Origin of the sequence: Pelagibacterium lentulum (assembly GCF_003992625.1) — a bacterium.
Lineage (GTDB): Bacteria > Pseudomonadota > Alphaproteobacteria > Rhizobiales > Devosiaceae > Pelagibacterium > Pelagibacterium lentulum.
Genome location: NZ_RZMW01000015.1, coordinates 21,695 through 35,188 on the forward strand (window position 1 = coordinate 21,695; position 13,494 = coordinate 35,188).

Sequence of the window (13,494 nt, forward strand, 5' to 3'; positions counted from 1 at the left end):
AACGATTAACGTGAATAGTGAACACGCCAGAAGTCTTGCCAGTCCTGCCGGGCGTCAAAGTCTTGCTCGGCCGTTGCCATGGAAAAGGCCATAAGATCATCGAAATGCTCTGCGATTCCCGATGGCTCGTCGTCGGGCAGTTGGACTTCAGAATTTGTCGATATTTTGCCATCTATAAGCTGGGGGGCGAGCCCCTCTTCGGTCAGAAGATAATGAATGAACAGCCGTGCTGCGTTCGGGCTGTCTGTTCCAGCCGCGATGACGCCTGGCCCAGGATAGAGCCAGCCAATAAACGGCTCCATGCCAGTGCACAGCCCGAGCTTGAAATCGGAAGTAATGTTGTCACGATACTTGGCAACCGAGATCAGACCGAAGAACGGATCGGCCTGCCCGGGGGCACCGATCGCTTCAGCAACTGAATTTGAGTCACCCAACAAGGGCTGGTTTTGAGCAAAACCCTTCACCCATTCCGCTGTGGCACTGCGCTCTTCGGTTTCCAGCGCTACGCCAAAATGGCTCTCATAGGCCGCTGCCATAGCTTCGTCGTGGTGCATTTCCATCTGGTTGAACCAGTCAGCATAGTTGGGTTTGACCAACGGATCGATCATGGCGAATTTGCGCGCATATTCAGGCTCGGTCAGCTGCCATATGTTGGTTACCGGACATGTGTCAAAAACTTGCGTGTTGTAGGTAAACACGAGCGGATCATTGACCAGCACCAGTGGGTCGTGCCATTCGGGCGCGATATTGGGGGCAATGTCGTCTGGCACCCAATTCTCAATGATGCCATAGGGCGCCAGCTGAGCGGCGATGGCCGCAACGTCGGCGGCCACCGAAACGTCGCCAAGGATGTTGTTCGCCTGGCTTTCACGGATCAGCAATTCCACCTGATCGGCCTCATTGACCTTGCGGCCCTCAGCCTGCACACCGTATTTCGCGGTGAACGCCTCGGCGGTTTCCACTATCTTGCCGGTAACCGCATAAACCGTGATCGGTGCTTCGGCGCGTGCCGCTTCGATCAAGGCGTCGAGATCGAAGGACTCCTGAGCTGTAGCGGCCGCACTGGACAACAGCCCGGCTGCCATTGCGCCGAGAACTGCAAATTTGGTTATTCTGGACATAAAACCTCCTTGGCGCGCGCTGTGGCAGCGCCCTGACATGGGTGTGGATTAACGGGTGGGGCACACCCACCCGCCAGTTCTAATCAGCGCGTGTAGTTCATGCGCCAGAAGTCCTGCCAGTCTTGGCGGGTGTCGAAATCATCGATTGCCGTGGCAGTATTGTAGGGCATCATCTGATCGAGCACGTCGCCGACCCCAGAAGGTTCATCTGGATGAGCGGGCACCTGGCTGTTTGACGAAAACTTCCCGTCTATTGTCTGGGGGGAGATACCTTCTTCGGTCAAAAGGTAGCGAACAAACAGCCGCGCCGCATTGGGACTTGCTGTTTGCGTAGAGATCATCCCGATGCCCGGATACATCCATCCCGAAAATGGCTCTACACCTTCACATAGGCCCAAGGCCAAACCCTCCGGTGCATTGTCACGGAACTTGGCGGTAGCCATTAATCCAACAAAGGGGTCAGCTTGGCCGCGCGCGCCGACGGCATCGCCGGCAGCAGAGTCTGAATCGGTCAATAGCGGCGCGTTGGCAGCAAGGGCCTTGACCCAGGCTTTTGTCGCAGACTCCTCTTCAGTTTCCAGAGCAAAGCCATAGTGAGACTGGTACGCATCGGCAATTGCCTCGTCGAAATGCATTTCCATCTGATTGAACCAATCGGTATATGTCGGCTTGCCAAGTGGATCTTGCATGGCCACTTTTCGGTGCCAAGGCTCCTCGGTCAGCTCCCAAATATTGGAGATGGGACACGAGTCATAAGTTTCGGTATTGTAGGTCCACACATTGGGGCTGGAGACAATGATCACAGGGTCCTGCATCTCTTCTGGGATGAATTCGGCAAGATCTGGCGGGGTCCAACTTTCCATCAGGCCCATTGGCACGAGTTGCGCCATGCCAGGCGGGACGTCTTGAATCACGACGACCGAGCCGACAATATTTCCCGATTGGCCTTCGCGCATGACCTGGTCGATTTGCCCGCCAGTCGAGACCTTTACGCCTGTGGCCTCCAAACCATATTTTTGCGAAAATGCTTCGGCTATTTCGACGATCTTGCCAGTGCTGTCATAGACGGTTAGCGGCGGATCGGAACGGGCAGCCTCGATCAACACATCAAGATCGAAGTTCTCCGCGTCCCAAGCGTTTTGTGCGAGGGCCGGCATCGCTGCCATACTCATGAGCAGGGCGATGCCGGCTCCGCCCATAAGGCGAGGTCTTATATCAAACATTTTAGTCTTTTCTCCTCCGGATTGTTCGGTCAGCATAATTATGCCAACGCTCTGATTGCGGCCCCCTCGGCCGATGGGTCAGCTTCCCCCCGAAGCTGGATGTCAGCACCAATGTGACGCTTTCCCTGTGCATCAAACACGTGAAGCGCTTCTGGCTTGGCGTAGAAAAACCCCTTTTCCCCGTCGTTCACCTGTGGTGGCAGGTGGGTTGTGAGGAACAGCTTTGTTTGCTGCGTCAACAGTTCGATGATCCACGAGCCGCCGGTGGGCAATACCCCGGTTACAACGGCCTCCCCGTTTATGGCGCCTTTGGGAAGGGCGCGAACGTCACGGGCAAAACCGAGTGCTTCAGGACGCATGCCAACCGACCCGATCCCATCGATCTGGGGATAGGTGCGCGCAAAATAAGATTGCGCGAGGCCTGCAAGTGCCGAAGCATTCCTGTCTTCAACTTCAATGATGTTGATTGGCGGGCTTCCGACAAACTCTGCGACAAACCGGTTTGCAGGGCGATCATAAATGTCGTTGGGGGATCCGACCTGCTGGAGCTCGCCTTCGCTCATGACCGCGATCGATGTCGCCAGCGTCATGGCCTCCCATTGATCGTGGGTAACAAAAACAATGGTGGTTTTGAACTCTTCATGGATGCGCTTGAGCTCTGCTCTCATTTCGAGCCGCAATCGCGCATCCAGATTGGAGAGCGGCTCATCGAGCAGCAATACTTCCGGATTGACGGCAAGCATGCGCGCCAGCGCAACTCTTTGCTGCTGTCCACCAGAGAGCTGGCTCGGATACCGGTCGCGGTACTTGTCGATACCAAGGGTCTTCATGACCTTTTCGACCCGTTCCTGGCGCTCGGCTTTTGGCACCTTGCGCAGACGCAAGCCAAAATCGGTATTGCGCTCAATCGTCATGTGAGGCCAAAGGGCATAGCTTTGAAACACAAGCCCCATGCCCCGTTTTTCGGCGGTTACGAATGTGCCGGTGCCCACACAATCGACGACCCGATCCCCCACCGATATCTCACCGCTCGAGAGATGTTCGAGGCCCGAAATCATGCGCAAAGTCGTGGTTTTTCCGCAGCCTGATGGACCAAGCAAACACATGAATTCGCCGTCGCCGATTTCAAGGTTGAGGTCACGGACGGCTTTGACAGCGGTGCCTCCATAGCTCTTTTCGGCATTGCGAAGCGTGATCGTTGGCATGGTTTAGCTCCCTAGTCCGTCGGCAAGATTTGTCTTGGTGAGTTTTTGGGCCAGCACGGTTCCAAAATAGGCGATGGCTGCGATGATCAGCACAACCGCATTGGCGGCCTGGCTGTAGTTGTAATCAATCAACCGCAGCGAGAAGGTGGTCAGGACATCGGTTGCCGGTACTGCAAGGATGACAAAGAGGCTCAGGCCCTTGATGCCGGAGATGAACGGCAAGAGCACGCCCGTAACCAAAGCTCCCTTCTGGATGGGAATGACGACCGTAAGCATGCGGCGGAACCACCCTGCCCCGGCCACTTGAGCCGCTTCCTCGGGGTCCTTGCCCAATTGCATCATGGCCGAGATCCCAGCGCGAGAAGCATAGGGCATTTGGTCTGCGATCAAGGCGAGCATCAAAATCGCTGCCGTGCCATAGAGCGCGGGTATAGGGCCTCTCTGAACGGCAAAGAGTGAAAGATAGGCTGCGGCGAACGCGATGCCTGGCACCATGTAAGGAAAAAAGGTCACCTGGCGCAAAAAGGCCGAAAGTGGCCAGATTGGCGTACGGACGACTACGTAACCGACCAGCAAGCCGAGCAGACCCGAACACAGTGAGGCGGTGCCTACAATCCACAGCGTGTTCCACGCCGCAGCCCACATCTGCGAGGACAAAAGAATGCCGTTGCGCAGAGCCACGAATTCCAGGTTGGTGCCAATCCAGTAATCGAGCGTGAAGTTCGAGATATTGAAATTGGCAGGAACCCGCATAACGGTTGACAGGATAAGCGTAAGCAGCGGCAGCGCCACCGAAATCAGGAAGATCGCAATAGCAAACCCGGTTGCCGGAAGCCGCCATGCACCCAGGGAACTGCGCCGCGCCATGGCACCTTTCTGGCCCACGGTGACGAATTTGCGAGACTCGCGCACAACCCGCGCGTCGACCAGCAAGGCAATGATCCCGATCATCATGATTGCCATCGCGAGTACCGCTCCCACGCCCGTCTGGCGCGATGAGATTGAACGATAAAGGCCGGTAGCCAGCAGGTCATAGTTCACAGGCAGGCCCAAAACATAGGGCACGCCAAATTCACCGATACACTTTGCAAAGGCCAAAATGATTGCGCTCATCAGAGACGGAAGCATCATGGGGCCGATGATCCTGAAGGCGACCGTGGAAGAATTGGCGCCAAGCATGCGCGCGGAGTCTTCCAACTGGCTGTCGAAACGCCGAAGGGCATTGCCGAACAAAAGGATGAAGAACGGAATATAATTGAGGGCTAGAATGACAGTGATCGGGAACTGTCCATAGGCAACCCAATCGGGAGGCGTCAGTCCCATTGCCTCAAGCCACCCTTGCTGCCCACCGACCGAGCGGTTCTTAAAGAGCGTGGACCAAGCCAGCGCAAACGTCCAGGTCGGAAGCATGAAGGGCACAATGAGCGCCGTTGCAAACCAGCGCCGGCCCAGCATGTCGGTCCTGCTGATCAGCCAAGCCAGGGGCCCGCCGATCGAAAGGGAGATGAGGATTGCACCGAAGGCAACTGACAACGTGTTGAACAACGGTGTCCAAAACAAGCTATTTGAAATCGGCGAGAACAGGGCCCTGTTTATATAGTAGAAAGTCCATGCACCCGGCTCCGTGCCGATACGGCGTTCATCGCCAAATTGCACGCGACCTGCATCCACGAGCAGGGAAACGATCGGCACGATGATCAGGTAGGCAAAAAGCAGTGCTGCTAAAATGCCAATAAGGGTGGTCGGATCACGGAAGGCAAGCCGCAGCTTATAGCGCAGCCCTGCAGCGCGGTTTTCTTGCTGAGACACTGTCGCCGCACTCATGGCGCCACCTCAGCCTCAGACTGGATACATCCGAGCGCAATAAACTCAACCGAAGCCGCAAAGCCCTTCATTGTTCCTCCCGCAGCTCTTCACCCCTGAATTGGCCAGGCGCTGTCTTGCATTTGTTCTGGTCGGACGTGCCGACCCTCCTCATCGGACAGGCTATCGTTCAACAAAGATAAGTCAAGCAGTTTTTGCACACCTGTGCATTACTTAGTTTCAGTATCCATAGGCTACGAGATATAGATTTTTGGGCAATTGGGCTGGAAATGTGCAGCTGAATAAGGTTGAAACGTATCGAAAGTTGCACAGCCGTGCGAAGCCCGCATCAGCCTGGCATGCTTGCTCCCGCTCACCAAGCAGGTGCCAATTGTGCCGCTTTGCTTTGCAAATGCCTGACGTTTGGCAAATCCATCCGATAGGACGGCCCCGCCGAGGCCAAGCTACATCGAGGTGCGCCTCGAGAGATTACGAAATCAGTGGTGATGGCTGACAGACTCCGTGCCCGATCTCTACCGATCAGGCACGTCTTTTAGCTCATTTCATTTTGCCGTGGGTTTGGCTGGGGCCGCAGCGATGGAATAGGCTGACATCGCTCGTCTGAAGGTGCGATCAATGGAGGACGGAAGGATTGGGCACGCCCGCCCAACCGCATGATCTTGACGGCACCATCGGGACCGTGGATCGTAAGGAGGCGCAGTTTTGGATCGTCTTTCACCATGGTCAAAGTCATAATCATCTTAAAACGCACTGTGGTTTTTTCAGTCCTTTGGGTAGTCTTGGCCGGTGCTGACAAATCAGCCTTGATTGCAGGGGTGCCGACTGTTCTGGCCGCTGTTCTGCTGAGCTTGACGTTACTGCCGGCCCAGCGTCATTCCGCGAAATTGTTGCATCTGCTGGCCATGTTGCCCGGGTTTCTCTGGCGATCCCTGCTTGGCGGCGTCGATGTCGCTTGGCGAGCGTTTTCGCCGCGCCTCCCCATTTCCCCAGGTTGGGTCGAGTTCGAAACCGAACTGCCCATGGGAGGAGCGCGTTCGGCGCTGGGCGGTGAGTTCAGCCTGATGCCAGGCACGCTGGTTGCAGGCTCTCGCGGTAATGCGCTCTTGATTCATTGTTTGGACGCCTCGGAGGACACCAGACATTTCGTCAAAACCGAAGAGCAACGTTTGTGTCGCGCTTTGGGCATCAAGCCCAAGGTAACGATTGCATGAGTGTCTGGTTCACAAGTTTAGCGGTTTTGCTGCTGATCACCTTGGCGGGCGCCCTGATACGAGTCTGGCGCGGTCCTGCACCGGCCGATAGAATGATGGCCGCGCAACTGGCTGGAACCGGAGGTGTTGCGGTCATTCTTTTGCTTGCGGCCGCCACCAAAAACTGGCTGATGCTCGACGTGGCGCTCGTTCTTGCCTTGCTGGCAGCATTTGCAGCGGTGGGCTTTGTCAAAGCTGCCAGCCGCAATGGTGTTGGCGATCCGGAAGCCGATGAAGAGGCAGCGCCTTGATCACCGACGCATTGACCATTGTGCTGACAGGGACAGGCTTGATTTTCTTTGTGGCCGGAACTGTGGGGCTGCTGCGGTTCCCCGATACCCATTCTCGGCTCCATGCTCTTACCAAAGCCGATAATCTGGGGCTTGGACTGGTTATCGCTGGCCTGATGGTTCAGGTGCCATCGCCCCTCGATGCTGGCAAGCTCGTGCTTGTCTGGGCGCTGGCAATCCTTGCTGCAGGCACAACGGCCCAACTGGTCGCACGCAGCGCTTTGAAAAAGGGTCAGAGCGCTCCAGATGACGAGGGAATGCAGTGATCGACAGCCTGTTTGATCTTGTCTTGTGCGCGCTCATCATCTTTGTGGCGTTTGCAGCCGTATCGGGCCGGGATCTTTTCACCGCGATCGTCTTTTTTATTGTTTATGGCCTGATGGTAGCGATTGCATGGTTGCGCCTCGAAGCGATTGACGTCGCATTGGCTGAGGCGGCAATTGGTGCGGGGCTGACCGGGGTTCTGTTACTTGGCGCATACGGGCGGTTCAAAAATATCGATGCAGCGCGGATGGGCAGTTGGGTACCCTTACCCGTGCTTATTGTCATCGCTCTTGCAGCAACGGGGCTGAGTGCTGCAGTAGGAGTCGTGCTGATCGCACTTGATCCCAATGGGCTCGGCCTGATCCCGGCGGTAAATGCCAATATTGCCCAAAGCGGGGTCTTCAATCCAGTGACAGCAGTGCTGCTCAATTTTCGCGCTTACGACACATTATTGGAAAGTATCGTGCTTGTCGTTGCATTGGTGGGGGTATGGACGCTGGCCGACAATAGCGCATGGGGGCAAAGAGTTGGAAAAACACAAAGCGTACGCGCAAATGGGGTCCTGCAGAGCTTCGGACGCACCCTGCCGCCCATTGGCCTGATGATCGGGATTTACTTTGTATGGGCAGGCAGCAGTCAGCCCGGTGGTGCATTCCAGGGCGGCACCATTCTTGCGGCAGTGGGATTGTTGAGCGCAATGGCAGGTCTCTTTCCGCCACCACGGGTGAACGATGCACGGCTGCGCTTGAGTGTGATTGCAGGTCCAATCCTGTTTCTTGCGGTCGCAATCGCAGGAACAGCTTGGGGGGGCATGTTTGTACTGCCAGCCGACCTGGCCTATGGACTGATCTTGGCGATCGAGATTGTACTTGCCCTGTCCATCGCCATCACCCTGATGCTGCTGGTTCTGGGACCACCGGAGATGACGGAGACCCCGCAATGATGACGTGGGCATCCGGATGGCTCATCTATGGATTAACCGGCGCCACGCTGATCGGCCTAGGACTGTTCGGCTTTGCAAGCCATACTAACCTGTTGCGCCGCATTCTGGCCTTCAATGTTGTAGGCTCAGGCATTTTTCTGGTCTTTGGTGCCACCGGATTCCGGGTTCCGGAACTGGGCGCCGATGCGGTCCCTCAAGCATTGATCATAACGGGGATCGTCGTTGCGCTTTCAGCCACGGCCCTGGCGGTATCCCTGATTACCCGGCATGCCAGCCTTTCTGGATCAGCCACGCTGCCCGACGATGATCGGGAGGATCGATAGATCGTGCCCTCCTCCCTGGCGCTAACCGCCATCATAGGCGCGCCGTTGCTTGGCTTTTTTATGACAATCGTCTGGTCCAGAGCAGCGGCGGTCGTTGCCAGCCTGACGAGCATGGTGGTGCTGGTCGCCGCCGTGTTTCTCGCTGTGTCAGTAAGTGCCCATGGAGCGGTTCTAACCAGCCTGGGTGGGTGGGACGCGCCGCTGGGGATTGAACTGGCCGCAGACGGGCTGTCGGTTATGTTCATGATCGTATCTGGCGCGATCGTGCTCGTGGTGGGCGCATACGCGCAACACGAATTCGTCCATCCTGGGACGGAGACACGCAGCGGCTTTGCCTTCTGGCCCTTGATGCTGGTGCTCTTGGCGGCGCTAAACGGAATCTTTGTTTCGCGGGACTTTTTCAACCTTTATGTCTGTTTCGAGCTCCTCACATTGAGCGCTGTGGCAATGGTCACACTCAATGGCAAAACCGAATCCATAACGGCCGCCCTGCGATATCTATTGTTCGCCCTTTTGGGCTCCATTCTCTACTTGCTCGGAGCGGTCCTCCTTTACGCCCAGTTCGGTTCACTCGATATGGGCGTTATTGGCCAGTCTGTCTCCTCGTCAGGTGCCGAAATTCTCGCTGCCGGGTTGATGACTGCCGGCCTTGCGCTCAAAACCGCGCTCTTTCCGTTTCATGGTTGGCTACCTCCAGCCCATTCGGGGGCACCGCCGCCAGCCAGCGCAATGCTGTCCAGTCTTGTTCCAAAAGCATCTTATTTCATCACGATCCGGCTCTGGTTCGATGTCATGCCCGAGCTGGCCGGCAATCCGCTGACACTTGCGCTTGGTGGACTGGGCGGGGCCGCCATTCTCTATGGATCCCTTCAGGCGATTGTTCAAACCCGGCTCAAGATGGTGGTCGCCTATTCCACCGTGGCGCAGTTGGGATATCTGTTCATTGTATTCCCGCTGGCGGGCGGCGATAGCGCAGCGCAACCATGGTCGGCCGGAGCGTGGACGGGAGGCATGCTGCACGCGCTGTCCCATGCCCTCGCCAAGTCCGCCATGTTCCTGTGTGCCGGCCTCTTCATTATTTCGGCGCGAACCGACGATCTGGAAGCCCTGCGCGGGATCGCCCAAACGATGCCCATGACAGCATTTGCTTTCACTCTGGCAGCAATTTCACTGCTGGGACTGCCCCCAAGCGGCGGCTTTATCGCCAAATACCTTATGCTTACCTCTGCCTTCGCGTCAGGCGGCTGGATCTGGGCATTTTTGATCCTCGCAGGAGGACTTCTGGCGGCCCTCTATCTTTATCGACCGGTGCGGATCATGCTCAGCCTGCCAAAGCAACCCGGACAACCTTTCAAGCCGATTTCGCGCTGGTGGCAGGTTGCGCCATTGGTCCTGGCTTTAGGGGCCGTCTTTCTTGGTATTGGCTCGAACGAGCCTTATGCCCTGCTTCAGATTGGGCGGCCCGTTGCGGCCGAGACGGGTCTGTAATGACCGCTGCCCTGCCGTTTCTTGTATTGATGACATCTCTGGTCCCAGCACTGGCAACTTTTTGGCTGCCCGAGAACCAGGCGGCAACCCGCAATGGCCTCAATCTGGGCGGAGCCATTCTAAAGCTCGTTCTTGTTGCATATATGCTTTATGCCGTTGGCCAGGGCGCAGTCTTCGAGACGCGCCTCGAGCTTGCGCCCGGCCTGTTTCTGCTGTTGCGGATCGATGCGCTGGCGCTTCTTTTTGTTACGCTTTCGGCGTTTCTGTGGTTGCTCACGACAATCTATGCCATTGCGTATTTTGGCAACGGTCCAAATCTCTCACGCTTTTTCGGTTTCTTCAGCTTATGTGTTGCTGCCACGACAGGGATCGCCTTCTCAGGTACGCTGATTACGTTTTTTCTGTTCTATGAGTTGCTTACACTCTCAACATGGCCTCTTGTCGTTCATAAACAGAACGAAAAATCCTTTGCTGCTGGCGGCAGCTATCTTGGATTTGCCTTGCCGGCAAGCGCCGCTCTACTGGTCGCGATTATCTGGCTCGAGAGCGTGACGGGTCCGATCGAGTTCGCAGCGCCGAGAGAACTTTCCGGTCTTGACGCGTTCGACTTGCGTCTGATCCTAGCGCTGTTTGTCTTGGGACTGGGAGTGAAAGCAGCGATTGTTCCACTTCATGGCTGGCTGCCCGCGGCAATGGCAGCGCCAGCTCCGGTCAGCGCGTTGTTGCATGCGGTCGCGGTAGTAAAGGCCGGGGCATTCGGGATCGTCCGTATCATCTACGACGTTTTCGGCATCGACCTGGTTTCACAACTGGGCATGGCCCAACCGCTCGCCATCCTCGCATCAATCACAATTCTCTACGGATCGTTACGGGCATTACAGCAAGACGACATTAAACGTCGCTTGGCTTTTTCGACCGTGAGTCAGGTATCTTACATCGTTCTCGGCGCTGCACTTGCAGGGCCGATCGCCGCGATTGGGGGGTTGGCCCATCTCGTGCATCAAGGGCTGATGAAAATTACGCTTTTCTTTTGTGCAGGTATCTTTGCAGAACGGGCCGGTATCGAGAAGATTCACCACCTCGACGGAGTGGGCGCGCGCATGCCCTGGACTGCCTTTTGTTTCTCGCTTGGCGCAATGGGCATGATCGGCATTCCACCAATGGCAGGCTTTGTTTCGAAACTCTACCTTGGCGTTGGAGCACTCGAAACCGGCGCCGGTTGGGTCGTGTTTGTCCTAGCTGGTTCCTCATTGCTCAATGCAGCTTATTTCCTTCCGCTTCTTTACCGCATGTGGTTCTTGCCCGCGCGAGAGGATCTTGAGACGCAGCCACCATCCGAGCGCCCCTTGGGGCTCATCGTTCCGGCTGTGGTAACGGCAACGGCAGCGCTTGGCGTCGGATTGCTTGCTGGAGCACCGATTAGCCCGCTGGGGTGGGCAACGCTCATAATCGAGCGGGACTACCTGCCATGATTGATCTCCAAGTGTCTGGACCTTTGTTCCCACTGTTCGTTCTGATTTGGCCATTGGTCCTGGGCTTGGCGGCCTCCCTTCCGTCGGTGCGATCCAACGCGATTGTTCTGCTCCCTCTGGCGCCATTGCCAGCATTGGTACTCGCAGTGGTTGGGCCGCTGAACATTCCTACTGAGGCCGGTATTCTTCTTTTGGGCGTTACGCTCAATCTCGACATCAATGGCACCTTGTTTTTAGGCGCTATCTCTGGGCTGTGGTGCCTCGGAGGGATATTTGCACTCGGCTATATGCGAATGACGCCCAACCCGGCCGTTTTTGCAGGCTTTTGGTGTCTCACCTTGAGTGGCAACCTGGGCGTGGTCCTCAGCCAGGATGCAGGGAGCTTTTATGTCTCGTTTGCAGCTGTCTCTTTGGCCGCCTATTTCCTTGTTGTGCATGAGCGGACCGAACGGGCGCTATACGCGGGGCGCATCTATATCTTTCTAGCGGTGGTCGGAGAAGCTCTGCTGCTCATCGGTCTGTTGATCGGCGTGGATGCCGCAAACAGCATGTCTATCGCCAAAATCCGTGTGGCTTTGGCCGATGCCCCTCAAGCCGGGTGGGCTGTATTTTGTTTAATCGGCGGCTTGGGGATAAAGGCGGGACTGGTTCCGCTTCATGTTTGGTTGCCGCTTGCCCATCCCGCAGCCCCGACGCCTGCTTCGGCGGTTTTGAGCGGGGCGATTGTAAAGGCCGGGATCATTGGATTCATCCAGTTTCTACCCGATGGCACTGCGCTCTGGCCATCAATGCTGTTGGTGTTGGGACTGGCTGGTACTTATGGCGCGGTTTTCTTGGGGCTGGGCCAAACTAACCCCAAGGCAATCCTTGCTTATTCGACCATCAGCCAGATGGGGCTTGTCATTGCGGTGATCGGGGTTGGCCATCTGACTGGGAATACGGTGGCAGCCTATGGTGCGGCGGCACTCTATTGTGCCCATCATGGATTGGCCAAGGGCGCGTTGTTCATGAGCGTTGGAATGGTGGGCAAGTCTGGGCGCACGTTTATGCCCTTTGTTTTGTTCGTGACCGGACTGATGGCAGCATCGATTGCCGGCGCGCCGTTTGCCGGCGGGGCGCTGGCAAAATCTGCAATAAAGACCTTGTTTGAGGACTGGGCACTGTTGCTTGTTACACTGTCTGGCGCGGGAACGACACTTTTGCTCGCGCGCTTTCTGATGACAATTGCCAGCAATCATGGGCCGGAGCCAGATAAGCGTCCATCCGCTCTGATGAGTGTTCCATGGTTTGTTGCAGTGGTGGCGGCGTTATTGGTGCCGTGGGTGCTGGTTGACCGCTATTCGGACCTCAGTGTCCCCTATCTCCTCAGCACAGGTGCGTTATGGGATGCAAGCTGGCCGGTTGCTCTGGGCCTGGTATGCTTTTTCGTGGGCCTTCGGCTCCTGCCAGGCGGTTTCAGAGTTGCCGAAGGGGATATTGCTGGTCCGCTTGTGAAGTCGGTTGCAGCGGTAAAGCGAATGCTGGCCGCTGTCCCAGAGCCGACCGTTCCCACCATTAAAGGATTGGACCACATAGTCTCGGCCAGCCGAACGCAAGCCGCTGAACGCCGACTTCTGCAATTGGCTCCGATATGCGTTGCCGCGTTAATACTTGCCATGCTTATGTTCGCGAACATCTAGGCCACCGCTTGCTGCGATGGCACCCGGTTCGGACACAGCACCTGACACTGATGGTGCAAGTGCTGTGGCGTAAGGAGGCGCGCGGGCGAGGGGGGAGCCCTCGCGCCAATCACTATCGCGCAGTGTTGGAGGCTGCACGATACCAATAGGAAATCATGCAGCAGATGGGCCAGGGGCATTGCCCGGCTTAGTATAGATATGCCGGTAATCGCGGGACATTTCCATTACTCTCCCATTTCTGGGATGAAGAAGGTGTTCATGAACAAGGATCAACGCGAGGTTGCGCGCAAACTTCGTATTCTTCAGCACGCAGACGAGACCGGTCACGTCGCCAAAACCTGTCGATATTTCGGCATCGGCCGCAGCAGTTTTTACCGGTAGCGTGAAGCCGATCGGAAGCACGGTGAAAGCG

Annotated in this window: 12 protein-coding genes and 1 pseudogene; 9 read left to right on the plus strand and 4 right to left on the minus strand. The window is 56.6% G+C overall.

Going from position 1 to position 13,494, the window contains the following annotated elements:
- Positions 1 to 5: 5 nt before the first annotated feature.
- The 4 genes from EO133_RS04745 to EO133_RS04760 form a co-directional block, all read right to left on the minus strand.
- Positions 6 to 1,121: an ABC transporter substrate-binding protein gene (locus EO133_RS04745; protein ID WP_127071522.1), complete on the minus strand. Its 1,116-nt coding sequence runs from the start codon at positions 1,119 to 1,121 to the stop codon at positions 6 to 8.
- 83 nt (positions 1,122 to 1,204) lie between these two features.
- Positions 1,205 to 2,344, minus strand: a complete 1,140-nt coding sequence (locus EO133_RS04750; RefSeq protein ID WP_244640886.1) for an ABC transporter substrate-binding protein — start codon at positions 2,342 to 2,344, stop codon at positions 1,205 to 1,207.
- Positions 2,345 to 2,382: 38 nt separating this feature from the next.
- Positions 2,383 to 3,549 carry an ABC transporter ATP-binding protein gene (locus EO133_RS04755; protein ID WP_127071523.1) on the minus strand — a complete coding sequence of 389 codons (1,167 nt, stop codon included), beginning with the start codon at positions 3,547 to 3,549 and terminating at the stop codon, positions 2,383 to 2,385.
- 3 nt (positions 3,550 to 3,552) lie between these two features.
- Positions 3,553 to 5,373: an ABC transporter permease gene (locus EO133_RS04760; RefSeq protein WP_127071524.1), complete on the minus strand. Its 1,821-nt coding sequence runs from the start codon at positions 5,371 to 5,373 to the stop codon at positions 3,553 to 3,555.
- 719 nt (positions 5,374 to 6,092) lie between these two features.
- On the opposite strand from EO133_RS04760, the gene EO133_RS04765 reads away from it, so the two are divergent.
- The 9 genes and pseudogenes from EO133_RS04765 to EO133_RS04805 form a co-directional block, all read left to right on the plus strand.
- On the plus strand, positions 6,093 to 6,584 hold the full coding sequence (locus EO133_RS04765; RefSeq protein ID WP_164734893.1) for a Na+/H+ antiporter subunit E: 492 nt from the start codon (positions 6,093 to 6,095) through the stop codon (positions 6,582 to 6,584).
- Positions 6,581 to 6,874 carry an MrpF/PhaF family protein gene (locus EO133_RS04770; protein ID WP_127071526.1) on the plus strand — a complete coding sequence of 98 codons (294 nt, stop codon included), beginning with the start codon at positions 6,581 to 6,583 and terminating at the stop codon, positions 6,872 to 6,874. Before EO133_RS04765 ends, EO133_RS04770 begins: the two co-directional genes overlap by 4 nt.
- The gene (locus EO133_RS04775; protein WP_127071527.1) at positions 6,871 to 7,179 is read left to right on the plus strand and encodes a cation:proton antiporter; all 309 of its coding nucleotides are present in this window, start codon (positions 6,871 to 6,873) and stop codon (positions 7,177 to 7,179) included. Before EO133_RS04770 ends, EO133_RS04775 begins: the two co-directional genes overlap by 4 nt.
- On the plus strand, positions 7,176 to 8,120 hold the full coding sequence (locus EO133_RS04780) for a Na(+)/H(+) antiporter subunit B (RefSeq protein WP_127071528.1): 945 nt from the start codon (positions 7,176 to 7,178) through the stop codon (positions 8,118 to 8,120). Before EO133_RS04775 ends, EO133_RS04780 begins: the two co-directional genes overlap by 4 nt.
- Positions 8,117 to 8,443, plus strand: a complete 327-nt coding sequence (locus EO133_RS04785; protein WP_127071529.1) for an NADH-quinone oxidoreductase subunit K — start codon at positions 8,117 to 8,119, stop codon at positions 8,441 to 8,443. Before EO133_RS04780 ends, EO133_RS04785 begins: the two co-directional genes overlap by 4 nt.
- Before the next feature lie 3 nt (positions 8,444 to 8,446).
- On the plus strand, positions 8,447 to 9,931 hold the full coding sequence (locus EO133_RS04790) for a complex I subunit 5 family protein (RefSeq protein WP_127071530.1): 1,485 nt from the start codon (positions 8,447 to 8,449) through the stop codon (positions 9,929 to 9,931).
- The gene (locus EO133_RS04795) at positions 9,931 to 11,403 is read left to right on the plus strand and encodes a proton-conducting transporter transmembrane domain-containing protein (protein WP_127071531.1); all 1,473 of its coding nucleotides are present in this window, start codon (positions 9,931 to 9,933) and stop codon (positions 11,401 to 11,403) included. The genes EO133_RS04790 and EO133_RS04795 overlap by 1 nt, the downstream gene beginning before the upstream one ends.
- Positions 11,400 to 13,082, plus strand: a complete 1,683-nt coding sequence (locus EO133_RS04800) for a complex I subunit 5 family protein (RefSeq protein WP_127071532.1) — start codon at positions 11,400 to 11,402, stop codon at positions 13,080 to 13,082. The genes EO133_RS04795 and EO133_RS04800 overlap by 4 nt, the downstream gene beginning before the upstream one ends.
- A 258-nt stretch (positions 13,083 to 13,340) precedes the next feature.
- Positions 13,341 to 13,460 (plus strand): annotated as a pseudogene (locus EO133_RS04805) (IS481 family transposase); the annotation flags it as partial.
- Positions 13,461 to 13,494: the final 34 nt, after the last annotated feature.